At 41.2% G+C, this 24,821-nt stretch carries 23 protein-coding genes and 1 tRNA gene; 6 read left to right on the top strand and 18 right to left on the bottom strand.

What is annotated here, in order from left to right:
• Positions 1-335: 335 nt before the first annotated feature.
• The 11 genes from GWO68_RS02405 to GWO68_RS02455 form a co-directional block, all read right to left on the bottom strand.
• A complete protein-coding gene (locus GWO68_RS02405; protein ID WP_162344822.1) occupies positions 336-998 on the bottom strand; it encodes a hypothetical protein in 663 nt (220 codons plus the stop codon).
• A gap of 247 nt (positions 999-1,245) precedes the next feature.
• Positions 1,246-1,923 carry an outer membrane beta-barrel protein gene (locus tag GWO68_RS02410; protein WP_162344823.1) on the bottom strand — a complete coding sequence of 226 codons (678 nt, stop codon included), beginning with the start codon at positions 1,921-1,923 and terminating at the stop codon, positions 1,246-1,248.
• A gap of 85 nt (positions 1,924-2,008) precedes the next feature.
• Positions 2,009-2,584: a hypothetical protein gene (locus GWO68_RS02415; RefSeq protein WP_162344824.1), complete on the bottom strand. Its 576-nt coding sequence runs from the start codon at positions 2,582-2,584 to the stop codon at positions 2,009-2,011.
• Complete coding sequence (locus GWO68_RS02420; protein ID WP_162344825.1) at positions 2,581-2,835, bottom strand: hypothetical protein; 255 nt, start codon at positions 2,833-2,835, stop codon at positions 2,581-2,583. The genes GWO68_RS02415 and GWO68_RS02420 overlap by 4 nt, the downstream gene beginning before the upstream one ends.
• Positions 2,832-3,350, bottom strand: coding sequence for a hypothetical protein (locus GWO68_RS02425; RefSeq protein ID WP_162344826.1), 519 nt, complete (start codon positions 3,348-3,350; stop codon positions 2,832-2,834). The genes GWO68_RS02420 and GWO68_RS02425 overlap by 4 nt, the downstream gene beginning before the upstream one ends.
• Before the next feature lie 220 nt (positions 3,351-3,570).
• Entirely contained in the window at positions 3,571-4,350 is a 780-nt protein-coding gene (locus GWO68_RS02430; protein WP_162344827.1) for a hypothetical protein, read from the bottom strand.
• A 338-nt stretch (positions 4,351-4,688) separates the two neighbouring features.
• A complete protein-coding gene (locus GWO68_RS02435; protein ID WP_162344828.1) occupies positions 4,689-5,858 on the bottom strand; it encodes an AIR synthase related protein in 1,170 nt (389 codons plus the stop codon).
• 1,059 nt (positions 5,859-6,917) lie between these two features.
• Positions 6,918-8,867, bottom strand: coding sequence for an OmpA family protein (locus tag GWO68_RS02440; protein ID WP_162344829.1), 1,950 nt, complete (start codon positions 8,865-8,867; stop codon positions 6,918-6,920).
• A 24-nt stretch (positions 8,868-8,891) separates the two neighbouring features.
• Positions 8,892-9,374: a hypothetical protein gene (locus GWO68_RS02445; RefSeq protein ID WP_162344830.1), complete on the bottom strand. Its 483-nt coding sequence runs from the start codon at positions 9,372-9,374 to the stop codon at positions 8,892-8,894.
• Positions 9,375-9,517: 143 nt separating this feature from the next.
• Positions 9,518-10,333 carry a (Fe-S)-binding protein gene (locus GWO68_RS02450; RefSeq protein ID WP_235941912.1) on the bottom strand — a complete coding sequence of 272 codons (816 nt, stop codon included), beginning with the start codon at positions 10,331-10,333 and terminating at the stop codon, positions 9,518-9,520.
• A gap of 104 nt (positions 10,334-10,437) precedes the next feature.
• The gene (locus tag GWO68_RS02455; protein ID WP_162344831.1) at positions 10,438-11,811 is read right to left on the bottom strand and encodes a 4Fe-4S dicluster domain-containing protein; all 1,374 of its coding nucleotides are present in this window, start codon (positions 11,809-11,811) and stop codon (positions 10,438-10,440) included.
• A gap of 168 nt (positions 11,812-11,979) precedes the next feature.
• On the opposite strand from GWO68_RS02455, the gene GWO68_RS02460 reads away from it, so the two are divergent.
• Positions 11,980-12,052 (top strand) — tRNA-Phe (locus tag GWO68_RS02460).
• Positions 12,053-12,323: 271 nt separating this feature from the next.
• On the opposite strand, the gene GWO68_RS02465 is transcribed toward GWO68_RS02460, so the two are convergent.
• The 3 genes from GWO68_RS02465 to GWO68_RS02475 all read right to left on the bottom strand — a co-directional run bounded on the left by GWO68_RS02465 (position 12,324) and on the right by GWO68_RS02475 (position 15,379).
• Positions 12,324-13,862 (bottom strand): hypothetical protein, encoded by a 1,539-nt coding sequence (locus GWO68_RS02465; RefSeq protein ID WP_162344832.1) that lies wholly within the window; start codon positions 13,860-13,862, stop codon positions 12,324-12,326.
• Positions 13,863-14,063: 201 nt separating this feature from the next.
• Entirely contained in the window at positions 14,064-14,783 is a 720-nt protein-coding gene (locus GWO68_RS02470; RefSeq protein WP_162344833.1) for a hypothetical protein, read from the bottom strand.
• Between the two features lie 47 nt (positions 14,784-14,830).
• Positions 14,831-15,379 carry a hypothetical protein gene (locus GWO68_RS02475; RefSeq protein WP_162344834.1) on the bottom strand — a complete coding sequence of 183 codons (549 nt, stop codon included), beginning with the start codon at positions 15,377-15,379 and terminating at the stop codon, positions 14,831-14,833.
• Between the two features lie 316 nt (positions 15,380-15,695).
• Here GWO68_RS02475 and GWO68_RS02480 point away from each other — a divergent pair, with 316 nt between their 5' ends.
• Positions 15,696-16,037 carry a hypothetical protein gene (locus GWO68_RS02480; RefSeq protein WP_162344835.1) on the top strand — a complete coding sequence of 114 codons (342 nt, stop codon included), beginning with the start codon at positions 15,696-15,698 and terminating at the stop codon, positions 16,035-16,037.
• Positions 16,038-16,571: 534 nt separating this feature from the next.
• The gene (locus GWO68_RS02485; RefSeq protein WP_162344836.1) at positions 16,572-17,576 is read left to right on the top strand and encodes a DUF3871 family protein; all 1,005 of its coding nucleotides are present in this window, start codon (positions 16,572-16,574) and stop codon (positions 17,574-17,576) included.
• 55 nt (positions 17,577-17,631) lie between these two features.
• Here GWO68_RS02485 and GWO68_RS02490 read toward each other — a convergent pair whose 3' ends face one another.
• Positions 17,632-19,629, bottom strand: a complete 1,998-nt coding sequence (locus GWO68_RS02490; protein WP_162344837.1) for an ATP-dependent nuclease — start codon at positions 19,627-19,629, stop codon at positions 17,632-17,634.
• A 157-nt stretch (positions 19,630-19,786) separates the two neighbouring features.
• Positions 19,787-20,638 (bottom strand): DNA/RNA non-specific endonuclease, encoded by an 852-nt coding sequence (locus tag GWO68_RS02495; protein ID WP_162344838.1) that lies wholly within the window; start codon positions 20,636-20,638, stop codon positions 19,787-19,789.
• Between the two features lie 124 nt (positions 20,639-20,762).
• On the opposite strand from GWO68_RS02495, the gene GWO68_RS02500 reads away from it, so the two are divergent.
• Positions 20,763-21,422, top strand: coding sequence for an SOS response-associated peptidase (locus tag GWO68_RS02500; protein ID WP_162344839.1), 660 nt, complete (start codon positions 20,763-20,765; stop codon positions 21,420-21,422).
• Between the two features lie 24 nt (positions 21,423-21,446).
• On the opposite strand, the gene GWO68_RS02505 is transcribed toward GWO68_RS02500, so the two are convergent.
• Complete coding sequence (locus tag GWO68_RS02505) at positions 21,447-22,331, bottom strand: hypothetical protein (protein ID WP_162344840.1); 885 nt, start codon at positions 22,329-22,331, stop codon at positions 21,447-21,449.
• 6 nt (positions 22,332-22,337) lie between these two features.
• The gene (locus tag GWO68_RS02510; protein ID WP_162344841.1) at positions 22,338-22,544 is read right to left on the bottom strand and encodes a hypothetical protein; all 207 of its coding nucleotides are present in this window, start codon (positions 22,542-22,544) and stop codon (positions 22,338-22,340) included.
• Between the two features lie 533 nt (positions 22,545-23,077).
• Between GWO68_RS02510 and GWO68_RS02515 the strand changes: the two genes are divergently transcribed.
• Complete coding sequence (locus GWO68_RS02515; protein ID WP_162344842.1) at positions 23,078-23,542, top strand: LexA family protein; 465 nt, start codon at positions 23,078-23,080, stop codon at positions 23,540-23,542.
• Positions 23,539-24,810, top strand: a complete 1,272-nt coding sequence (locus GWO68_RS02520; RefSeq protein WP_162344843.1) for a Y-family DNA polymerase — start codon at positions 23,539-23,541, stop codon at positions 24,808-24,810. Before GWO68_RS02515 ends, GWO68_RS02520 begins: the two co-directional genes overlap by 4 nt.
• Positions 24,811-24,821: the final 11 nt, after the last annotated feature.

The raw sequence follows: 24,821 nt of genomic DNA on the forward strand, positions 1-24,821 counted from the left end.
CTGCGTATTTGATAATAAATGCATAAAGCCTCCTTTTCTAAAGTGACCTGATACTACTGTCACTTACGAAAAGAAGGCTTTTACTTTTTAGAAATCCCTAACCTAAAATTCGGGATGACTCATGTTTGTATAGAGGAAGATTATACCTCCTTCTTTCTCTTAAAGTAAATAAATAGTACGATAAAAGTAGCTAGAATTACTAGTATAAGTTTTATTAACTCATATGGTTTTTGGTTGGAAAAATCATATGAGAAGAGCTCTATAGTTATTGTTGTAAGTAATAACAAAGAAAGCAGTACATAAGGAAATCTTATTTTCATATAATTTAGTAAATTCTACCACCATGACATACAATCACCAAATTCGTAAGTCGCAATTGCTGCTCCTACCCATCCTAAATATCTTGAAGCTACTTTTTTAAGTACTGATTTTACAGCACTTCTGCTCATATTATTAATACCTTTAGTCATTAATTCGCCAATTGCAGTAATACCTACTGCTTGTAAGGCACAATCATAAACTTCACTCTGAACGCCCTCTACAATAATCCCATCAACTGGAGCATAAGCAAGCTCATGATAGTTTCCTGTTAGAAGACTTGTTTCTGTACTAACATCGATCATTTCAACACCATAATCAGCTTGGTCTTCTATTTGAGCAATTGCTAGTCCAGCTTCAGCAATTCCTGGATTATCTAGTGACCCAAACTCATATATTATTTCTTCTTCAGATATCCCGTATGATTTTATAAGTTCTATACTACTTAATCTCAAGCCTTCCAAATCTGATTCATCGGCATTATTCAAATCTAAGCTGTTAGTTGAAACTGAACGATTACTAGATTTAGTAACTGCATTTTCTTGAAATTTGATTGCCTCATTTTTAAGATTCTCTATTAAAGCAGAGTTATCAAAAGGAGCAATTTCCTCTTCGTTATCGCATGAAGTTAAATTTACAACTACAGCAAGAGATAAAAGTAATTTTAAAGTTTTTTTCATTTGTTTTAGTTTTATATTAAACATATTCAATATTAAATATAAAATAACACACACATTTAGGAAGATATATAAAAGAAAGTAACATCTATTGAAACCTTATTATACAGCTTAAAGCAATTTTTACACGGTTTTATTTATATTTTATCTATATTTTATCTATACTTTTGAAGTTAATTATGACATATAGTAACATTCCGGGAAACAGAAAAGCCGCAGACATTACACCTGCGGCTTTAGATTTAAGAAACTACTTCTCTCGTTTTAAATTAAAATTATAGTTTAGGCCTAATGCTAAAGAGCCTTGATAAGGATACTGGTCTCGTGGCTGCAGGTCTTTGTTAAAGTTACGGCTTATTAGGTAATAGTTTAAATATGTATCAAAGCGCTTACTTATAGGGTAGGCTATTCCAAAACCTGCTGTTATAAAAGTGTTGATACCAGATGCTTCGGCGCTATAAGTAATTGTTTTAATTCCATCCTGCGTTTTAGATTTTTCAGCATAGGTCGTACTATACATAGGTGTAAGCGTAGCTGTACCGTAAAACTGTAATTTCTTTAATGGATAGAACAGCACATAATCCGCTGTAATCGGTATACCTACACCTTTCGTTTTAGAGATGTCATCGTAATAAATCAGTTTGTCTTCGGATTCTACGTAAACAGATCCAAAATTCCGGTTGTCGGTGCCATACCACGCTCCTACTTGCATCCGTAGTTTTTCATTAGGCTTAAAACCGAAGTAAATAGAAGTATAAGGTTGAATATTGGCACCTTTAGGTTCTTCGCTATACTTTAAATCAAATCCTATGGCAAGTCCGTTTATGCCAACATAAAGTTTTTTCTCTAACGTAGAATCAAGATTGGGCTGAGCAACGGCGGCTAATGAACTGAGTGAAAGGGTAAGTGACAGAAATAGTGCTTTCATAAAATTTGGCTAAAAATTGAGAAGTATAGGGAAAAAGAACAGCAGGCTTTAAACCTGCTGCTCTTTTAGCAATTGAATACAGTTATTATCTGCGCGGCATCCCAATTCTATACTTGATACCTAAAGTAGCGTTGGCAACATTAGCGGCTCCTCCCTGCTTGTTTGGTTTCAGGTAGTATATTCCCCGGAAGTCTGTAGAGAAAGCTATAGGTAATTTGCCCAAGCCTATTTCTGTTCCTACTATAAATCCTGCACCTACCTGTGTCGATGGTTTGGGGTCTTCACTAAAGATAGTGCCATAGCCTTCTTTTGTAATATGTAGCAGACCGGTACCGCCACCATAATAAAGTAAAAAATGGTTAGAGTTAAATAATTTATTGTGCCGTTCGTACATCAAAGCTAATTGATAGGCGTTATCATTAAAAATCACCTTTGAAACACTTGCTTCTAATGCACTCTGCCTGCCAATAAAGTATTTAGCATTTATCCCCATATCAAACTCACCAACTAAGTTTAATAACCTTACACCTACAGCAAGTTTATAAGGTGGTGCTGCGGCAAACTCCATTTGCTTCTGAATATCAATTGAATCAGGATTGACTTGAGCAACGGCAGCAAAAGAAGAAACTAAAAGGATGAAGGATAGGAATAGTGCTTTCATAGCTGTTCAATCTGGTTAGACTTCAGAACTTCTTGCTTCTCCCGTTTCCAAGTGAAGTTATAGTTTAGGCCGATGCTTTTAGCGCCATTTTTAAGCGAAATAGTTGAATACTTACGTTCAAAGTTATAATAGGCAAAATCACTTTCTGCATAAGCGCTCCACTTGGCGCTAAACCTATAACGCATTGTGATTCCGGCAGATGCGACTGCTGTAAAGCTTGAAGTATTTCTGTTATAAAGCTCTGTCTTCATAGAGGATCCACCTTAAGGCTCTCGGTTGCCCGGGCTTTTATATGCCTGTATAAAGGTGTAAAAGAGGCACTTCCATAGAATTGCAATCGTTTACCCGGATTGAATGGAGTCCACTTAAAAGTAAATGGAATAGCCACCGCACTGAGGTGCTGGTAGGTTTCTTTCATATAAATACTGTCAGCCTTAATGTGCCTTGATACTCCAGCCTGCTGGGCTTCATTCATACCATACCCTATCCCGATCTGCAAATTTGCTCTATCGCTTAGTCTTTGGATATAACTCAAATGGATAAATGGAACATCTAATGCTGGCATTCGATATTCCGGTGTACCTACTGCATCATAAGGTAATACACTTAATCTAATATCAATTGCTGACTTTCCAGATTGGATTTCTTTTTCAGAAGAAGCCTGCTGGGCTCTTGCTGCAGAGATAATTCCTATAAAGATGATAGCTACTAAAAGAGTAATTCGTCTGAATAAGAATAAAGGGAAACATATATAATCATTTAACATAATTGAATTTAAATAAGTAAAGTTCTTGAGAACTGAATAATAAACTAAACCTCCTTCTTAATTTTATAATAATAGGGATCATTAAATACCAATCCAGAAATAATACCTCAATACCTTGACTTACTATCTAGGTATTGAGGTAATGAAATATTATCTAATCTTTTTATAAATGAAGTATATGTAGTCGCCTCCAGCACCTTCATTTAGGTCTTTAGGCACTTTAATCCAAGGGTAGGGGTGGTTCTATTGTACTACTATTACCGTAAATTACACCTACTTCTATTATAACAGGTAGTGTTGGGTTATAGGGATCTTCTTCTGCGCCTTTCTGCTGATAAGCATATATATATTTACCGCTAGCGCCATCATTTAAATCTGGAATGTGAAATCCTAAAGCATCTTTTACTTCAATCCCAGGTAAGTTAGTATCATAGAACTTGGGTGTCGTACCAACTGTTTGCAATACAACTTCAATGCCTCGTACAGGCACATTTTTACCCATAGAGTATGTATCTACCCAGTTTGAAGAACCTTGAACTTTCGTATTATCCCTGGTAAAACATAGATAAATGTATTTACCACCAGCTCCCCTATTAAGATCTACTGGGATTTTATAATACCCGGGCAAGTCCGTTGGTTCAATAGAGGAGGAACTCCCTTTAATCACTTTCAAATCATAAATTGCACCAACTCCACCTAACGACTCCGAGGTTACAAATGTAGATGCTGGTAAACCACCTGTGCCACCACAGTCGTCACAAGGATCCATATAGTTCGCTCTGATAGTCCCGGCAGCATCATACTTCGGTCTTGTGGGGCGTTCTCTTCCATCTTCATAGCCAGTTACCTGCACATCTTTGCTTACATACTGGCCGGTTTTATCAGACTTATACTTGACATCCTTGTTCTCTTTTTCTTTGCCGCTTTTAATGGTTTGGCCTTTGGTAGCGGTTAATGCTTCAGGCTTTACCGCTTCGTCTGCTTTGTCGCAACTCCACAAAAAAGTGCTTGCAGCTATAAAAAGAACTACAAATAGCTTAAGCCAAACTGGCTTAAAATTGGGGGGGGGTAAAAGTTTTGATTTTCATAAAAGTTGGATTAGGTTAGAAATATGGTCAAACCTAAATATTAAAATCCAACTATAAAAGACTATCTTACTATGGTTTGTAACATCTGTTTTAAAAACACGAAATGCCATGAACTTCGCGCAAACCAAATTTTACATCCAGATTTGGTTAAAAAAATGTCTATTTTAGAGCCATTCGTAACATTGGCCCCATAAAAAAGCCGCAAGTATTTTACCTGCGGCTTCTCTTAAATTTATAGCTGCGGCTATAGTTACCCTTCGTAATAAAACTCGCCGTGGGCGCTTCTTATAGTTAACTCGTTGGTTTTGCTGGCTTCCACGCGACCAATTATCTGCGCATCCACATTAAAAGATTTAGATATCGCGATAAGCTCCTGTGCGTATTGCTCCGGCAGGTAAATTTCCAGGCGGTGGCCCATGTTAAACACCTTGTACATCTCTTTCCAGTCGGTGTGGCTTTGCTCTTGTATAATCCGGAACAGGGGCGGCGTCGGGAACAGGTTATCTTTTATGATGTGTACCTTATCGGTAAAGTGCAGTACTTTGGTCTGGGCGCCGCCGCTGCAATGCACCATGCCGTGTATGTGCTGACGGTGTTCCTGCAATATGGCTTTAACTATAGGCGCATAGGTACGCGTCGGCGATAAAACCAGCTTACCTATTTCCATACCTGTTTCTTTGTCTACATCGGTCAGGCGCTTGTTACCAGAGTAAACCAGGTCTTTTGGCAGTTCAGGGTCAAAGCTCTCAGGGTACGAGTTTGCCAGGTAACTATGGAACACATCGTGGCGGGCCGAGGTAAGGCCGTTGCTGCCCATGCCGCCGTTATACTCCGTTTCGTATGTAGCCTGGCCAAAAGATGCAAACCCAACTATAACATCGCCGGGCTGTATGGTGTGGTTACTGATCACTTCGTCGCGGCGCATGCGGGCAGTAACGGTGCTGTCAACTATAATGGTGCGTACCAGGTCGCCTACGTCAGCAGTTTCGCCACCGGTGCTGTAAATACCAATTCCGTTATCGCGCAGCATTTCCAATACTTCTTCGGTGCCGTTTATAATAGCTGCAATTACGTCGCCGGGTATCAGGTGCTTGTTACGGCCTATAGTTGAGGATAGCAGGATGTTATCGGTAGCGCCCACGCAAAGCAAATCGTCGGTATTCATGATAACGGCATCCTGGGCAATTCCTTTCCAGACGCTCAGGTCGCCGGTTTCTTTCCAGTACAGGTATGCCAGCGATGATTTGGTACCAGCTCCGTCGGCGTGCATAATATTGCAGTAGTCGGGGTCGCCGGTCAGTATATCCGGAATGATCTTGCAGAAAGCTTTCGGGAAAATGCCTTTGTCGATGTTCTTGATGGCATTGTGCACATCTTCTTTGGAAGCTGACACGCCGCGGCGCAAATATCTGTTTTCCATAGTTCGGGATGATTTGCTTACAAATTTAACAAAGCAGCCGGGATTGTAGCAGCAGTTTGTAAATTAAAAGAGCAGCGCAAGTATAAACTATAGTTATAAAGTTATGCCTCCTTATAAATACAGGACTTTCGGGCACAGGCGTTATCTTCCAAGTCTTGCTCTTAAGTAGTTGTCAAAATCTGGATTAGGTTAGGATAAGCAGTATTAGAGTTCAGACCTTGTAGCGTCCGGAGGTCCTACGAGCGTCTTTGCCACAAAGCTGTTTAGACGCTCCGAGGTTTTGCAAACGCTCCGAGGTCGTTTCTGCCTTTGCTATAGTTACGGCTATAATTTTATAGTTTCTGTTTTACCTCACCCCGGCCCTCTCCTTTTAAAGAAGGGCCCTACCCAAAACAGGAGAGGAAATTTTTACCTACTCTTTCATTTGTTATCCTGAAAGGATCTTGTGGGAAGGGAGATTAAGCCTTTGCTATTACACACCCCCTGCCCCTCTCTAGAGGGGAATTTCTGCCTCAGCCATAGTTTGCAGTTTAGTTCTATAGTTTCTGTTTGTCATCCCCCTGCCCCCTTCAAAGGGGGACTTTCTGCTTTTGCTATGGTTAAGGTTATAGTTCTATAATTACAGTCCAAGATCGGACAGGTCGCGACCTGTCCCTACGGAACTATAACCAAGATAAAAGTCGAAGCTTATGCTTTCAAAGTATAGACAAACTATAACTATCGAAATGATCTCAGTCTTTGGGTTGAGCGCCTTGTAAATATCTGGTGCCGTTAGGGATCGCGAGGAACGAGCGAAGGAGATTTGCACAGCGCGATGCCTGAAGACGGGGCCTCCCGGCCCAAGAGGGCACCAAAGTCAACTATAAAACGATAGGAAAGTAGAGCTCCCAGGATTGGAAGTAACTATGCTAGGATAGCTGGGTGTGAGTAAGTATAGACTCCAACTATAAGCTGCGATAGATTTCTCCTTGCGTCGAAATGACAATGAGGATTATACTTAAACTAAAAAGCGGCTGAAGTATAAACTCCAGCCGCTCTTTATCTGTAGCGCTACACTGATTACTCTTTTATACGCACCACTTTAAATTCGGTACGGCGGTTACGCTGGTGCTCTGCATCTGTTTTAGCGTTCTTTACTACCAGGCGGCTTTCGCCATAGCCTTTGGCTGTAATGCGACTTCTATCTATACCTTTCGAGATGATATATTCCACAGCCGATTCGGCACGGCGTTGCGACAGGTCCTGGTTATATACATCGCTACCACGTACGTCGGTATGCGAGCTCAGCTCTATCGAGATGTTAGGATTATCATTCAGCACTTCTACCAGTTTATCCAACTCAACAGCAGCATCCGGCCTGATATCGGCTTTATCGAAGTCGTAGAAGATGTTTTCCAGCACGATCGGCTTCTCTTTCACGATCTCGTTAAGCACCAATGTTGCTGTCAGGCGGATATCGTTTATATCTTCCAGCAACTTATCCTGTGACGGAATTTTGCCTATAGTTGAAATGCGGTAACGTGCCGTAAAGAAGCCGGGCTTTTCAGAAACCAGCGAGTAAGTAGAAGCAGTATCCAGGGCAAAAGAGAATTTGCCTTCGGCATCGGAATTCGTTTCTTTTATCTTCTGGCCTTTTTCATTCTGAAGTATAACCAACTGGTTCGGAGCTATAGTTTGCTGTTTTGCTTTGTCGCGACGCAGGTATACGGTACCATCTACATAAAAATTAACCTGCTTGCGCTGCGATTTTACCAAACTATACAGGTCATCTCCCCCTTTGCCACCTTCGCGGTTAGATGAGAAGAAACCTCGTATCGGGCTCTGGAAATAGATGCTGAAATCGTCGCCAGCAGAGTTTACGGGCGTTCCCATGTTTACAGGTTTGCCGTTTTCTACTCTGAACAAATCCAGGTTACCTAAGCCTGGCAAACCATCTGAGGCAATGTATAAGGTGCCATCCGGTGCTACATGCACAAAGCTTTCGTTGCCTGGTGTGTTAATATCCGGACCCAGGTTTTCAGGAGCTCCAAAACGACCATTATCATCAATTTCCACTTTATAAATGTCATTACCACCTAAACCGCCTTTTCTATCGGAAGAGAAGTATAAGGTTTTGCCATCTGGCGAGAAAGCCGGAGACGAATCCCAGGCGCGGGCATCGTTTATAGTTAGCAGTTTAGGTTCGGTCCAGGCATTGGAGCGGAAGTATGTCACAAACAGGTCTACGTTCCGGCGGCCTTTCTTAGACCCTTCGTTGCCACGTGCAAAAACCATGGTGCGGCCATCGTTGGCAAAAGTAGCCAGGGCATCGTGCATGTTCTCCAGGTTCACGTTATCATACTTGCGTACTTCGCCGGCTTTTTCAGCAATAGAGTCTGTAAGCGCGGTAGTATAAATATCTATAAAGCCTTCGCCGTTGCCCATATATGCTTTGCCCGAACCACGTGTAGAGGAAAACACCAGTTCGTTGTTCAGGATATAAGGGCCAAATTCAGAAGCTTCGGAGTTCAGGGCCTGCAGGTTCTGTACTTCGTATGCCTGCCGGCCGCGCATGATGTCACTTAACTGTCCAAAGTTCTCTACCTCGCGGGCAGCAAGTCCTTTTAACCTGGAGTTGGTGCCTATATTGGCGTAGTCCTGTAGTTGGTTAAGGGCCTCTTCGTACTTGCCGTTTGCCTTAAGCGCCATACCATGGTAGTAAAACGCTTCTTCTTTACGGTAGCCGCCATCCAGCGCAGCTTTATAAAACGGCTCTGCCTCTGCTAACCTGTTAGACAAGCGGTAAGACTCGGCAATTTTATAGTTTGTTTCGCCGGGGTTCTTAGAACTTTTCAGTGCCTGTGTATAATACTCAATAGCCTTGTCATACTGCTCCATCTCGAATCGCTTATCGCCTTTGGCAAGCTGTTGCGATGCCCCACATGCACTCAGTAATAAAGCAATCAAGGCCAGGAAACTAACGTGCTTCAGGCTTCGGATTAATTGGTTAGCGTATGGCATCTGGTGCATGTATGTTATATGTTGGGCAGATTTCTAAAAGTAACGCGAAAGCCAGCTTTGCTGTGCCGGACGTGGCCATGCAGCCTGCAGCTCTCCATAGTTGGTAACTAGCGTATCAAAGTATAAGGTATCTTTACTTATATCGCCGGCAACCACTTTATTTTTAAGCTCACTCATAGGTACCAACTCCACTTCTCCTTCTCTCAAAAAAGCCAGCTGTGTGCGGTCGAAGAACGAAATATTAAACCGCTGCTCCAGTTCGCGCACAAAATTTACCGACTTATCGATAGAGCAACCGCTGGCTGCTGTCGCATTTTCGTTGTTGGCCAGTACCAGAAAGCGGTCGTGCAATAGCTCTGCAGATGCCTGTAAATTGGTACCGTGGCTGCTCCAGTCTGTTGCAAACTGCTCCAGTAAAGGCTTTATTTCTGCTTGTTCTGCCTCATTAAGAGGCCTGTTTGCCTGATAGATCCAGACACGGGCTTGTTGCGGCAGTTCATCAAACGGAATATACATTTTTATAAATGGTTGAATTGTTGGTTGTTAAATTGTTAACATTCTGAATTGTTGAAGGTTAAACGGCTTAATGGATATAAACTATAGTTAATAGCGCCTGTTTATACTTTTATCAGGAATTAAACAATTTAACAATGCAGCAATTATTTAGTTAATCCTTCAGCTTGTGCGATCAGTTCAGCGATGTCGAACACTTTTACGTTTTGTTCCTGCTCCTTGTTCTTTACGCCGTCGTTCATCATCACCATACAGAACGGGCAGGCTGTTGCAATCACGCCTTCTGTTCCTAAAGTGGCTAATGCTTCTTCGGTTCTTTCGATGTTGATCTCTTTACGGCCTGGTTCTGCTTCTTTAAACATCTGGGCACCACCGGCACCGCAACATAACCCATTGGCACGGCTACGTTTCATCTCCACCAGGTCGGCATCCAGAGCAGCCAGCACATCGCGCGGCGCTTCGTAAATATCGTTGGCACGGCCCAGGTAACATGAATCATGGTAGGTAATACGCTTACCTTTAAACTCGCCTCCACCCTGTATTTTTACCCTGCCTTCGTTTATAAGCTGCTGCAGGAAAGTAGAGTGGTGAATTACCTCATAGTTGCCGCCCAGGTCAGGGTACTCGTTTTTAATGGTGTTAAAGCAATGCGGGCACGCTGTAACTATAGTTTTAATGTTATAGCCATTCAGTACTTCTATGTTAGTAAGCGCCTGCATCTGGAACAGGAACTCGTTACCGGCACGCTTGGCAGGGTCGCCGGTGCAGCTTTCTTCAGTACCCAACACCGCATACTTTACACCCACATGCTCCAGTATCTGTACAAACGCGCGGGTCACTCTTTTATAACGATCATCAAAAGAGCCGGCACAGCCAACCCAAAACAGTACTTCCGGTTCCTGGCCATTTGCAGCCATTTCGGCCATGGTAGGTACTTTTATTAACTTCTTATTTTCTTCCATCTGTGTATTTAAAATGACAAAGGACAATCTGACAAAAGACAAAGGACTTACTTTTCAGCTCCTTCATGCAATGACTTATGTTCTTTATCTCAAAAATCTATAGTTTAATTTTTGCTTGGCAGGTATAGTTCGTCGGCCCAGTTAAAGCGGTCGGATGCCGGGAATGCCCACGGTGCGCCGTTGTTCTCGATGTTGGTGAACATGGCGTTCAGCGATGCCGGCGCAGCCGATTCTTCCAGCACCAGGTAGCGGCGCAGGTCCATGATCGTAGAAAGCTGATCGATATTTACCGGGCATGACTCTACGCAGGCGTTGCAGGTAGTACAGGCCCAAAGTTCTTCCGGAGTGATATAACCTCTTAATAGAGTCTTCTCGTCGGTCGTTTCCACACGCTCCACACCCATTTCCTTGTAATGGTTTGGATTAAAGATGGCTGGGTGTTCGCCTTTTTCTTCCATGCGGTCGCGGGTATCCATGATGATCTTACGCGGCGACAGTAACTTGCCTGTAATGTTGGCTGGGCATACCGACGTACAGCGTCCACACTCCGTGCAAGTATAAGAATCCATCAACTGCTTCCAGCTTAGGTCTTCTACATCTTTTGCACCAAAGCGCTGCATAACCGGGTTGCCTTCTGCATCAACTTCAGGAGCCGGTGGCTGGTAGCTTGGGTCCAGCATAGCTTTAATTTCGTGCGTTATGGCCGGGTTGGTCATGAACTTGCCTTTTGGTGCCAGCTTAGAGAAGTACACGTTCGGGAAAGCCATGATGATGTGGAAGTGCTTGGAACTAGGCAGGTAGTTCATGAAGGCAAGTATACCGATGATGTGGATCCACCAGCCTACGTTAGCTATAGTTGCCAGCGTGCCCGCATCGGAGCCAAATGCATTTATAAACATGCTGCTTACCGGGAAAGCACCCGCCAGTTCATGCCCTTTCAGTTCAGCTAATTTCAGATCAGAGATATTGAAAGCGAAAAGCGCAAACATCAGCACGATCTCCGTGATCAGGATAACGTTGGCATCCATTTTAGGCCAGGCACGCATCTCGACACCGGTTGCAAGACGAGGCACTTTGGTAACGTTACGGCGCCATAAGAACATAGCACAGGCAATAATTACCAGCGCTGCCAGTATCTCGTTCACAGCCATCAGGGCATCATAAACAGGTCCCATAAAGCCCAGCACGCGGTGCGTACCAAAAATACCGTCTATCATGATCTCCAGTACTTCGATGTTGATCACCAGGAAGCCCACATACACAAACAAGTGAAGTATAGCCGGCAACATGCGCTTAAACATTTTCTGTTGGCCAAAAGCAACCAGCAATGTTTTATTGATACGCTCCGGCGGGTTGTCCTCTAATTCCAGGTCGCGGCCCAGTTGTATGTTTTTTCGGATTTTGCGGATCTGCCATACAAACAGGCCAATGCCTATGGCTGCCACAATCAGGAAGATAATGTTTGAAATTCCTATCACGGTAAATTATTCGTTATACATACCAATTTATAGATAAAGATAGTAGTTTAATAAGAACAAACGCATATATAGGCCTTTTTTAAAATTTTTTTAGCCGGAATGTTTGCTACTTAAAAGTTAGTTGCTACTTTTGCATACCCTTACGGAAAAGGGTGACACAACAGAGCTGGTGATGTAGCTCAGTTGGTAGAGCAAAGGACTGAAAATCCTTGTGTCGTTGGTTCGATTCCAATCATCACCACAGCAAAACCCTTGTCAGAAACGGCAAGGGTTTTTTGTTTTATAGGCTTTACGCTCTATTCTGCGCCTTTTACCCTTCTTGTAGATATACAGATAAGACTTTAATAAATGTACGCAAATCAACAGGGTAAAGGTGCTTTAGTCTGTTTACTGTCTCATCTACTGTCTCATGTATTACCACTATCAAGCAGATCAACAGTCAAAAAGGAGCATATTAAAAACCACTACGACTAACTTAATTAGGGACCTACAACTAATGGTAAAGCAAGCACCTATAAAGGTAATAACCCCATTTTTTCCCTATCCAATAGACCAGCACTCTCGATAATATTATCTGGTTCTAAATAGCTTATCGCTAATTGAGGTTTAACCTTTATATATCTCTCGAGTTCTTCTTCCATCACATTTCTTACATAGCCTTCATTGCCTCTTGTTGTAAGTATGCTATCATGTATCGTAAAGATTGGGAGATCAGATCGTTCTCTGCTTATTCGAGTGCTGATCTTATCCAATATAAGCCATGATTCAACAGACTGAAGCAGTCTTGCCAGCCTGCCTTTGTCGCCTTTTTTCAGAAGCTTGAAGAGTTCATAAACATTAGGAAATACTCGCTTAAACTCTTGCTTCAATTCACCCCCTTCCTGACCTAGAAAGTTATTACCAGTGAATAACACTGTGAATACTACTGCTTTTATCTCCTTCCTGTAAACATATATATGTGCTGTCTTACGAATAAACTTATAGGCTAAGTATTCATAAAATGAGCCTTTAGACATCTCCAACTCGTATTTTGCAACATCCTGAAGATCAGCAGTATATACGTATTTAGAAAACATAATGAGAGAAGAAAGTTGAGAAGAAGAGGTGGAAGGTTGTTTGATTTTGCCTTGTGCTTTCTCTACTATATTCTTACTTATTTTAGATGCCTTAGTACCTGAAAGCTCTTGGAAAACCCTTGGAGCAACTGTACTGATATTAAACTTTCTTGTATTCCTTTTTGCATTGCTTAGCTGCGTATCTACATGTCCTTGGTAAAAGGCTGGATTGAACAGCACCAAACTCAAGTAAGGCTGAGAACTTGTAATATCAACTGAAACCAAGGGCTGTCCTTTATAAGTAAGAAAATGACGCAGCTCGCTCTTCATGTTGGTCAAGTTTGTGTGCAGCCTCTGGATATTGCCATCTACTTTCATGTGGAACCTACCATTCTCTATACTAACTACATTCTGAAGCATGGCCAGGTAACGCATTGACTTGGTACTTTTACCTGTTGCTTCTTCTTGCTTCATTAGTTGCTGAATATAGGCTCGTGCCTCTGCACCATCTATTTGAAGGTCCCTATTAAACCACAATACCAGATTAGGATAAAGCTTTTTGGTTTGATTCCACTGCTGTCTTCTCTCTTTCTCGATTCTTCTGTTAAGAACCTTATCATTTGATATAACTTCAGTTAATGAAGTATTCAACCTATACTTTTCTCTGAACCTATATTGTCTGCTCTTATGATCAACAGTGCTATAGGTCTTATCAATTTCTATTAGCCTTGCATCATCGTCTAGCGAAAGACAATGGAGACCTGAAGCATAGTCAAGATATTGGGTATAGTTCTTTGCAATCTTAGCTAACTCCACGCTCGACAAGGGCACCCAACCATCATCATTTTTCGCAATGTCTTTATTATGCGCTGGCACAGAGATTAGCAGACTTAACATAAAAGCTAACTTACCTTTGCTGAAGTTCTCTATCTTACTTGTAGAGTACTTCTTAATATGTTCATCAAGATTTAAATCAATAGGAAGGTTTATAATCATTAATTCATGTTTTAGAAGTACGCAGAGCGCAGCTTATTGTAGAAGGGAGATAAGTTAATACTTATTTACTAGCGATAGCTTCTTCTTACTTATGTATGTGGTTTTAAGAGTGTATGAGTAAAACTGCAACACTATCTGAAAGCACAGTAATTTACTATTAACGAGTCTACCTTAATCTTTACACATTGTATTAATATAGCTTTAATTGATGGTAAGCAACTCTTCATACTTTGCACCATTACACCTAAAGCAAATACCTGACTGCACATGGCTGAACTCAGGAAAGACACCAGCACCATGGCACCTCGAGCAGTTAGTATATTCCCCTATTTTATTTCCCCATCTATCAAGTACAGGCACTTTGCTATTCTTATGCAGTTCTTCATGGCAGTACCAGCAAAGGGTTGTCAACGCACCATCTGGATACTCCCAAGGCATTGCACCTACCTGGTAGTACTTATGATGGACTTGCAAGCCCTTCACGTTTTTCCACTCTGTATAGGTATTCTTTTTATAGGTCTCAAAGGCCTGAATAAACCTTGCATTCTCTTTTCCCAATCGATCTTCTAGATAAGCTATCTCAAAATCCTGATCAGTGTAAGTCTTACGTGCTATTAGGTGAGCAATCTCAATCCCATCTCCCCTACCTGATGGTAACACCAGCATTAATGAGCCCCTTTCTGGACGCTTATTACCTTGTACAGGGATGAAAACCCTATAAGGAGTATGCTCTAATGAAGACACAATAAAAGCTACTATCCACTCAGAGTTAACATTGCAGCGAGACACCTTGCATAAAACAGCTTTATCGAACAAATTACTGTTGCCACAACTTACACATGTATTATTATCTCTACCTACTATAGATTTGCGCTTCTCCTTCCATTCAGGAGCTTCTAGTAGTTTAGCGTATATAGACATTCTTTCCTATTGACAATGATAAATAAGATTTAAATCAATTCTGATTCTTAGACAACAAGCTCTTTATACCTAGCGCCATCACATTGGAAACAGATTCCTCCTTGTATATGACTAAACTCTGGGAAATGCCCTACTCCATTACACCTGGAGCAATTGGTATATTCTCCAATTTCATTATCATACTCATCTAACACAGGCACCTTGCTGTTTTGGTGTAATTCGTTATGACAACACCAGCATAACGTTGTAAGGGCATCATTTGGATATTCCCATGGCTTTAAGCCAACCTTGTAGTATTTATGATGGACTTCTAATCCCCCAATAATCTCCCACGACCTATAAGTCTCTGCTCTATATTCATTAAATGCAGTGATATATTCACTATGGGTCTTCCCTAAATCCTGCCTAAGGTGGAAAAGATTCCAGTCTTCTTTTGATGCCTTTCTAAATGCTACAACATAATTACTAGTTGCACCCAAGTTATTGGATCTGGATGATACGAGCAAAGGAGTAAAATAACTTATTGGATCCAGGTACTTTCTCAGCATATATGCTTCTCCCTCATTGTCTGACTTGAAATCTTTATAGGTAACCAAGAGAGAGTCTTTTAACCCACGAATATGATAAATACGAGCAAATGAGCTCTGTTCGAACAGCTTGGTGTTATCACATATAGTGCATGAATTCCTATCCCTTATTACGATATAATTGCGCTTGCTCTTCCATTCAGGTGATAGCAATAGCTGTGCATATTCAGTCATCTTATCCTTTGATATTCCATACAATATATAATTTTTATATTTTTTTTGCCCCACCCCCCTTCGCAACATATAATATAAGCCTGCCCCCTAGCCTAACCTTGCGATTGGCACTGGGTCTCTCGCTGTTAGAACTTATAAATTATAACTACTTATGGTAACAATTGTAGATTGGAAAAAGCGTAATGCTGAGGATGGCAGAGAATTTAATGCGTTAATACTGCAGGGTGACATTGAACTGATTCAGTCCAAGGAATCAGGAAGATTCTACGCAACTGCCAAGAAGTGCTCTATATCCTGCACGTTCAACGATGTAATCTGTGGTACTCTTATTGGAAAGACATTACCAGGTCAAATTGAGAAGATGCAGGTAGATCCATATGACTATCACATTCCTGGTACTGATGAGATCATCAGCCTAGCCCACACCTACTATTATGATCCTGTAGAAAGAACCATGGAGCAGGAAGTGTTTGGCATGAAGGCAGCAGCTTAGCGCCATAACAGAGGTAGCCATTACGAGCTACCTCTTTTGTTTATCCCCTTACAATTACTCAAGTAACATGATTACAAAACTTCTGCTTAGCCCAGAGCCTAGCAGGTTCGATGATAGCTGCTTGTTCTTATCCAAGTTTAAACTTCAGAGAATTTACTGTCCTTTCGATGTAGAATGTATTAAACCCATCAGAGGCATAAGTACAGGCCAGATAAGGCAGGTAGATAAAATACTAAGTTGGGGATCAGGCCTTATCCTTTACTTTATAGGAGGCAAGCTATATCCCCACCAATTCTTTCGACTTAAGCCACCATATCACTTTGTGCTAACTAGATTCAAATAGAATTAAGGAGTTATGCTGAATTTCTTAGGCATTGTTCTGTGAGATAGTTTCTCCTGCTAACTAAAAAACTACTGAAAGAACGTAGCCACGACCATTCGCTGCAGCAAGATGGGAAGGGGTAGCAGCCATGCTTGGCTTCTATCCCATTGCAGCATCGCAATCATTATAAAACAACCACAAACTTAATTAACATGAGACATTCACTTATTAGGGTTACATCCCAACCAGAGCCTAGGCTTACAGTAAGCAGCAACAGCGAGACAGAAGCAACTACTTCTGTCTCTTCTGCTTTTATAGAAGCTAACACAGTATCAATTGTTTTGTCTGAGTTGCAACAAGATCATATTATCCCTGTTTATGTGAAGGATAATGAGCCACTAATCAGCCAGGCTGACTTCATTCAGGCGACTCAGGAAGCTGCCTCCATCATCTTTAGAGGGGAGCAGATTCTGTCTCCTCAGATCAGGTGCAGTCACCCTATCAAGGGTAGAATTCCAGAGGCTAAGGACAAGCCTGCAAACCAACTACTGGAATGGGAGAGAACGCTATACTATGAGCGCATGATGTTTCTGCTCGAGATCCCATCTATCGTGAATACAGTAGACAACAACCAACTTACCTTGACTATTGGTGGGGTAAAGGCCTATAACCTAGACAACCTCTACAACAAAAAGGGGGCTGCTGAGCACTTCAAGGTGTTTGTTGGTTTTAACAATTTGGTGTGTACTAACCTGTGCGTAAGAACAGATGGTTATCTCGCTGATCTCAAAGTAAGCCACATAGATCAACTGTATGCATGTATTCAACAGCTCCTAAGTACTTATGATCAGCACCAGTACTTGAAACAGATGCAAACTTTGACAGAATATTCTATCACAGAACAGCAGTTCGCACAGCTGCTTGGACGTTGCAGGATGTACTTGCACATGCCAACTGAGGAAAAGAAGCAAATCCCTCCATTGTTATATGGTGATTCCCAACTGACTACTGTCTGCAAAGATTATTATAGAGACACCAACTTGTGTAAAAAGGAAGATGGTAATATCAGCCTGTGGAAGTTCTACAACCTTTTAACTGGAGCTAATAAGTCAACTTATATCGACCAGTTCCTTGATCGCTCTGTTAATGCGTTAGACTTTACGTCTCAAATACAAGGAGCTATACAAGGGCAATCCAGTAGCTGGTACATAGGCTAGCCTACTGTTAACACATGAGTAGGTAGACTTACAACTGCTACCTACTCATCCTTTCTTACTGGCCTTCAATTGTAATATCCAACTCATTGAGCATGGATACTACTTCATCAGGCATTCTCCCTACTCTAGCAGGTGAGATAGTATCAAATGCTAAACTTAGCTGAGGACATACCTCTTGCATGCTAGTTATATATCTGCATAATAACATCCCAGTTTCAGACTTACCTGGGAAATTCATTTTGCTAACACTATCAGTTTGGGCTGAGCGATATAGGTTTGAAAGCTTCTTATGTAATTTATTATCTGCATTGGTATTCTCAGAAGGTATGCTTTCGATTAAAGCTCTTATATCTTCAGCTGACACTCTAATTTCATTAGATTCAGTTGATTCTGAAAGCAAGTCATTTATAAGATTTGCCCAAACTTCTGGAGCTATCGAATCCTCTAAATCCTGTCTCCCAAGATAATATTTAACAGCATCAGGCATTGTTCTATCTTTTACAGCTTTCTGGTCACGATCAAAAATGTATACAATAGAATCTGTATTCTTCTTAAATCCATCCATCAAACTTGTAAACAGCCTTTGGTTCGTTGCTTCATTACCTGAACCTTTCATATTAATCACTTGAATATTATCCTGAAGAAGGGTTCTTCCTGTATGAAGACGATAGAGTGCAGGGAATAAGTTATATTCTGTTTGACCTTCTACAACTAAGAACTTATCGTGAAATAGAAAATCACTATTACGTAACTTTAAGCTATCATAAACATCTTCAACATCTTCGCATGTATTAGTTTGAGTATAACCATTAAACAATACTGTTTTTTTGATTTCACTCAGGTTAGTCTTATCTACAAAGATTGTAGAGTGAGTGGATAAAATCACCTGAACTCCTCCTGATGTTGCGTCTCTCAGAAGATCAAAGAATTCACGCTGAGCACCTGGGTAAAGATGAGTTTCAGGCTCATCAAAGGCCCAAATATATTCTTTTTTACTATCTAGGCGCTCTGCAAGCCTTCTTGCCTGAGCCCTTAATAACCCATACCAAATTTGTCTTTTAACGCCTTCCCCTTGGGATTCTATATGGATAAGCCCTTCAGAAGTACTCTTTTCTACTAAAATGTCTGTTACACTAGGTTTGATTACTGGTGGAGATAACTTAGCAGTTATGTCTATTAACGATGGTACTACAGTAGTTAACTCTTCTAACAAGTTTTCCCTAAGTTCTTGATTTATTTCATTTTCAAGATCTTGTGCAATTTGAGCTACAGATTCACGCACTTCTTGGAAAGCTGTATTTATTTTAGATGTTAACAAATCATCTGCTTGTTTTTTGATATCCTCTAAAGAGCAACGCCAATCAAGGTATCTAAACTCTGGAAATGCAGGACGATCTTCTCTTTTGAAGCCATATAAAGACCAGCCCTGTAGTAATCCAGCTGAGTGATTTACATAAACAGCTTTTATACGTTCATATTTTGATGGCCTTCCTTCTCCATTAACATTATCAATGTCTTCATCCCTGATGCCTAATTGACTATTTAGGGTTCTAAGTCTTGCTTCAGTCAACGCCCAAAGGTCTTCTTCGCTCTGACGTTCTTTGCATAACACGTATGTACTATGAGTACCTGTTTCACAAGAAAAGCTCCTTAGCATCCATATACTATCGTCTTCTGAGAACTGTCTGCAGATACGAAGCTGTTCAGAGTAAGCTTGGTAGCTTAGTTCAGTATCGTCAGCTTCAAGCTTGAATTTACCTAGAATGATTGTTTCTTGCTCTGAGTAAGCTAAACTAGGTAGTCCATTCTCTCTCAACAACTCATCAAACTGAGCTATAGCTAGCGCAGAATTAGATAGATCTCTCTGACTACTCAAATCAGATCCATATTTATAGCTAGGATTTTGATCTAGTAGTAAACCAATTGCCTTAAGCACAGTCGACTTTCCACAGTCATTAGCACCTATAAATACATTAGGTTTATTAGAATTGAAACTTACATTTACTAGCTGGCAGCTGCGATAATTAACGATAAGAAGTTGAGCTAAATACATGACGTTATAAGTGACTATAGATTGTTTTCATACTAAATGAATAGCAGACAGAATACTTCCTGTAAATCTAAAGTTTACACCTTAATTCATATATATTGCTTATACTATATTTCTGCACAACTTATCAACACTCTTGAAATCTTAACTACAATAATAATTACCTTGTTGGCCCTCTATCAGTCTGTCTTTCAATAACCACTTGTATATCTTCGTCGACATTGGAAAGAAGATTATATCCTGTTGCTGTCTCTATTGCATCTACTGTGGTACGATAAGCTCCCCAGTCAGAACTAATGGAGCTATTGTTGGGTGTATCCACTGCAATCACCCTAGTTGTTGTAGTAATCCTGCTCAGATCATTCACACCTTCAGGAAGTATAACCAGCACTTTCCAGATGCGATTAGGTACTGTCACCCTTCCCTGATCTATGGTCTGCGCCAACCCATTGCTGCCTGTGCCACCACTTCCATAGTTTCCCATCATCACATACACCTCCATGCCATCATTTACTAAATCACGAGTGTAATCTTCCAGATTAGCCCATGTCTGGCGATTATGGTTAGGGGCCTGTGGAATCATGTTCGTCATTAAGAATGTGGCAGAGTTATCTTCCACAGTTTTGGTTCTGTCTGCAGAAGGCGTGTTGTGACCACGATCAAAGCCACTGCCTGTATAACTGGTGGCAGCTACCTTGTACCAAGCTGAAGGCAGACTCTGGTCAGCTCTGAAATCGTCCTGTCTGTCTGTTGTACCCAACCAGTCTTTGCTCACATACCAACTTACCCAGTTAGGCGTTCCCCTGTCGCGACTGTAAGACAGCGCATATTGTGGTCTTTCTATTAAATAGTTGTTGAAGTTACCTTCATCACTCGTCGCACTACTTGGATTGCCTAGCAGCAAATGCTCTCCATCAAGAACTGTTGACTGCTGTGGCGCTACTTCTGTCTCCTTACAACTTACCAGGAACAGGACTATGAATACTTGGTAGAGAAGATTTCTTTTTGTCATGATATGCTGATTAAGATTATATCAGTCTATAGACGTAGCAGAGTTGATCTTGTTTATGCTTCGCATATTATGACTCATTGTGCTTTTAAGCTCGTAGAAGGATTGTAACAACCAGTTCAGCACCATGTGTGGTAGATATTCAGTTATTCCTAAGGCAAAGGGTAAATCGCGTGTTTCCAAACTTCTCAAAAACCACATACAGGAGGCGAATTATAACGCTGCACCATCCCAAAGCCTACCTGTGGTTACTAATGACCATCCAGATGAAGTGCAGTACTTCTCCTGGGGCCTGCAGCCCTTCTGGGCGAAGGATGCAAGAGCAGTGAAGCGCTCTATCAATGCTAGGGCAGAAACGCTGACAGAGAAGCCATCTTTCAGGAATCTGCTGAAGTCAAAACGTTGTCTGGTTCCTGCTGATGGTTTTTACGAATGGCAAGTAACAGAACATGGCAAGGTACCTTACAGAATCCTGCTGAAGAGCGAAGAGCTGTTCTCCTTTGCAGGGCTTTGGGATGAATGGCTGGATAAAAGTACTGGTGAGGTATTGCATACTTATACCATCATTACGACTGAAGCTAATGAGCTTGTAATGCCAATTCATGAACGAATGCCTGTGATATTGTCGCCAGAGACTGAGAAACTATGGCTGGATGAACATGAGACGCAGGATGAATTACTATCATTGTTGGAGCCATACAAAGCTGATGAGATGAAAGCTTATCAAGTTTCTCCCTTAGTCAACTCCCCACTGAATAACACATCTGAAGTAATTAATTCGCTTTAACAGAAGTCTTAATAAGTAACTTGTTTAACGAGCATTCTGACCTTCATCCATGTCACTAATTATATCACCATGTGTGATTAGATCTGGATCATTTAGATCAGGAGCTGGTAAAGAGCCTATTTGAATTTCTCCAGGGCGATTAAGAGCTGCATAATGCAAGTTAATGTTTACTACTTTTGAGTAAGGTATTACCATTAGCGCCCCTGGCACTTTATACTTCCTTTGTGACTGTGCCTGCACCAAGACTTCTTCGCCTGCATCATTCTTGCCATTTACCTCTTCAGTCAGAGGTCTTCTAAATACATGGCTTAAGGTCAGGCTATCCAGCTCAGCATTATTATTAAGGCTATAGTCCTGAAGTATACCTGAATAAATAATCGAACCATCTGCAGTATCTACCAGCATATCTACTACTCTCATATCTATTCGTGTAATAGGAGGCCTCTGTACATCAGGAAACCTTGTGATTTCTCCAGAGAATATGTAGTGCCACTTGTTGTTAAAACGAAAGTATGCAAGGTTAATATCTAACGATCCAAACCTGATGATTACGCGTCCTATTAACCCTAATAAATATGCTACAGCCCAAAGCACAATGTGATAAATTGCTATTGGGACAAAAAACGTTGAAAGATTAGAAAAGCTTTCCTTGATTCTATCTGGGTTACTGCTACTAAATAGCAGATTGCCAAGCAATGGGAAATCCACCTGATAATCAGTCCAATTCTGAACTATTACTAAGTAAAGCGCGTGAAGCACAACGCTTGGTAAGATTGCACTAATTAATTCATTGACTGGATTGCTTGGTAGTATCCTTTTAGTGAATGGAGCAGAAAAAAAGCCCCTAGACATTATCAATCCAGGAGCTATGATGAGTACGATTAGTATCGAAGCAACAGCGAAATTCAAGAGCTATTAAGTATGTGTCAACTCGTATTTTGATTCACCTAATAAAGTACCAGAGGATGATTTTCTGAATCCTTTACTACTTTCCTTTCTCTTAAGAACTTCTTCAACAATAGTATAACCAGCCTCCCAATCGTTAGCAAGTACTTCTTTCCCCCTTTTACTTAAAGGAGCAGAGAAAGTAAAGCCTAGCTTTAGATGCTTTAATATATTCATAACTACGTTCATTAGCCTATCCATATTATAACAACCTCCTCTCTTAGAGTTTAGTTTCTCATTGCGAGCACTAGGTTACCCTTCTTTATAATCTCTACACTTAGTTATGCCTTTACGCAGAGTAGTAGTTGTAGTTGTTGTTACTAGTATGTCCAATATTACGACATTGTCTGAACATTGCAAACGATCTATGTTACTATTTTAGTTTAGCTCTCTTGCTACCCCTAACATTCTTATCAGCATGTCTCTCTTTAATACCTGTACTCTAATCCCCTACTATCCTTCCTATTTACCCTCGTCTCATCAATAGTAGTTTAAGACATTACAAATGTGGTAGCAGTATCTTATTGTTTAAACTAATATATGATTAGTAGTAACTTCAATACATAATTCTCTGAGTTACAAAGTTTCACATCAAAACATCAATCCTATACTAAATTCCATCTCAAATAAACGCCAAAATAATTAGCATTAATCATCACTTTACACGTATTTGCTAACTATATTAGTTTTTAGATATAATGTAAACTGTTATGTGCACTGCCAAGGTTATACCTATTTCCTCTCATGCGCTAGAGCTGTTTGATTTTGATTTCCTCGATCATGTTCAATTGCCTTTATATGCTTCTTATGTTTCAGCAGGCTTCCCATCCCCTGCAGACGACTACTTAGAAGATAAGATTGACCTAAGCAAGTACCTCGTACAGAACCCAACTTCCACTTTTATGATGCGCGTAAAAGGTAGTTCTATGCAGGATGCGAATATTAACGATGGTGACATTCTGGTAATTGACAGATCCCTTAAAGCAGCAGATGGTCTGCCTGTCGTCTGCTTTCTGGATGGCGAGTTCACAGTTAAGACCTTCAGAAAGATTGAAGGCAGAGCGTTTCTGTACCCTGCTAACCCTGCCTATCAGCCAATAGAAGTAACTGAAGAAATGGATATGCGTGTGTGGGGTGTTGTAGTATGGGTATTGCATAAGCCTGTAAAGTTATGACGACCTTGTTTGGCTTGTGCGACTGCAATAACTTCTATGCAAGCTGCGAGCGAGTCTTTGACCCTAGCCTGAATGGGAAACCAGTAGTGGTACTGAGCAACAACGATGGCTGCGTGATCGCCAGAAGCAATGAAGCTAAAGCGTTAGGCATTCAGATGGGCGATCCCTTCTTTAAGATCAGAAACCTAGTCGAACACAAGCATCTACACGCCTTCTCATCCAATTACGTGCTGTATGGGGATATGTCAGACAGAGTAATGCAGACCCTATCGCTGTTCACGCCTAACGTAGAAGTATACTCTATTGATGAGTGCTTCCTGGACCTGGGTAACTTTTATGATGTGAACCTATTTAATTATGCGTGGGAGATCAAGCGAACAGTAACGCGATGGACTGGCATCCCTGTCAGCTTAGGTATAGCCCCAACCAAAGCCTTGGCAAAGGTCGCGAACAAGCTTGCCAAGAAGTCTGCTAAAGCGAATGGTGTGTTGGTTTTGACAGAGCCCTACCACATTGAGAAAGCATTAGAGGCAACTAAGATCGAGGATGTCTGGGGCGTGGGGAGGCAGTATGCGAAGTTCCTTAAAAACCACCACATCAATACTGCCCTGGACTTTACTAACGCTTCTGAGAACTGGATCAGAAAGCACATGACAGTGGTAGGTGTGAGGCTGCATAAAGAGCTGCGTGGTGAGTCATGCTTGGAGCTTGATGAGGTAGCACCACCCAAGAAAGGCATCTGTACCTCCAGAAGCTTTGGCAAGAAGCTTACAACATTCGAAGATATACTGGAAGCTACAGCCAGCTATGCAGCTAAGTGTGCCAAGAAGCTTAGAAACCAGAAGAGCTGCGCTAAACTTGTAACTGTGTTTGTACAGACCAACCCCTTCTCTGAGAACGACAGACAATACTACAACAGCAAGACCATTTGCATGCCAGTAGCCACTAATTCAGACATAGAGCTGATTCACTATGCTACATTGTCGCTTAAAGCGATTTTTAAACCACACTACTGGTACAAGAAGAGTGGGGTGATCGTGACTGAGATTGTACCTGAAACCCAGATTCAGTTTGACCTGCTTGACACAGTAGACAGGGATAAGCACAACAGCTTGATGAAGGTAATGGATGGGCTGACTGACAGGTTTGGAAGAAGCAAAGTACATGTAGCAGCTCAGGGAATAAGCAAGAGTTGGCTGCTGAAGTCTGATTACAAATCACCATGTTATACCACAAGACTTGAGGATATGCCTACTGTGTTCATATAGATACTTAGAAT

The organism is Pontibacter fetidus, from assembly GCF_010119545.1.
In the GTDB taxonomy this organism is placed as follows: Bacteria; Bacteroidota; Bacteroidia; order Cytophagales; family Hymenobacteraceae; genus Pontibacter; species Pontibacter fetidus.

Excerpts from the sequence above, each read along its gene's own strand:
- GWO68_RS02450 (WP_235941912.1), bottom strand. The coding sequence starts at position 10,333 with ATGGAAGAAAATAAGAAGTTAATAAAAGTACCTACCATGGCCGAAATG.
- GWO68_RS02410 (WP_162344823.1), bottom strand. The coding sequence starts at position 1,923 with ATGAAAGCACTATTTCTGTCACTTACCCTTTCACTCAGTTCATTAGCC.
- GWO68_RS02405 (WP_162344822.1), bottom strand. The coding sequence starts at position 998 with ATGAAAAAAACTTTAAAATTACTTTTATCTCTTGCTGTAGTTGTAAAT.
- GWO68_RS02480 (WP_162344835.1), top strand. The coding sequence starts at position 15,696 with ATGGTAACAATTGTAGATTGGAAAAAGCGTAATGCTGAGGATGGCAGA.
- GWO68_RS02510 (WP_162344841.1), bottom strand. The coding sequence starts at position 22,544 with ATGAATATATTAAAGCATCTAAAGCTAGGCTTTACTTTCTCTGCTCCT.
- GWO68_RS02415 (WP_162344824.1), bottom strand. The coding sequence starts at position 2,584 with ATGAAAGCACTATTCCTATCCTTCATCCTTTTAGTTTCTTCTTTTGCT.
- GWO68_RS02495 (WP_162344838.1), bottom strand. The coding sequence starts at position 20,638 with ATGACAAAAAGAAATCTTCTCTACCAAGTATTCATAGTCCTGTTCCTG.
- GWO68_RS02435 (WP_162344828.1), bottom strand. The coding sequence starts at position 5,858 with ATGGAAAACAGATATTTGCGCCGCGGCGTGTCAGCTTCCAAAGAAGAT.
- GWO68_RS02420 (WP_162344825.1), bottom strand. The coding sequence starts at position 2,835 with ATGAAGACAGAGCTTTATAACAGAAATACTTCAAGCTTTACAGCAGTC.
- GWO68_RS02425 (WP_162344826.1), bottom strand. The coding sequence starts at position 3,350 with ATGTTAAATGATTATATATGTTTCCCTTTATTCTTATTCAGACGAATT.
- GWO68_RS02465 (WP_162344832.1), bottom strand. The coding sequence starts at position 13,862 with ATGATTATAAACCTTCCTATTGATTTAAATCTTGATGAACATATTAAG.
- GWO68_RS02445 (WP_162344830.1), bottom strand. The coding sequence starts at position 9,374 with ATGTATATTCCGTTTGATGAACTGCCGCAACAAGCCCGTGTCTGGATC.
- GWO68_RS02490 (WP_162344837.1), bottom strand. The coding sequence starts at position 19,629 with ATGTATTTAGCTCAACTTCTTATCGTTAATTATCGCAGCTGCCAGCTA.
- GWO68_RS02515 (WP_162344842.1), top strand. The coding sequence starts at position 23,078 with ATGTGCACTGCCAAGGTTATACCTATTTCCTCTCATGCGCTAGAGCTG.
- GWO68_RS02440 (WP_162344829.1), bottom strand. The coding sequence starts at position 8,867 with ATGCACCAGATGCCATACGCTAACCAATTAATCCGAAGCCTGAAGCAC.
- GWO68_RS02500 (WP_162344839.1), top strand. The coding sequence starts at position 20,763 with ATGTGTGGTAGATATTCAGTTATTCCTAAGGCAAAGGGTAAATCGCGT.
- GWO68_RS02485 (WP_162344836.1), top strand. The coding sequence starts at position 16,572 with ATGAGACATTCACTTATTAGGGTTACATCCCAACCAGAGCCTAGGCTT.
- GWO68_RS02470 (WP_162344833.1), bottom strand. The coding sequence starts at position 14,783 with ATGTCTATATACGCTAAACTACTAGAAGCTCCTGAATGGAAGGAGAAG.
- GWO68_RS02520 (WP_162344843.1), top strand. The coding sequence starts at position 23,539 with ATGACGACCTTGTTTGGCTTGTGCGACTGCAATAACTTCTATGCAAGC.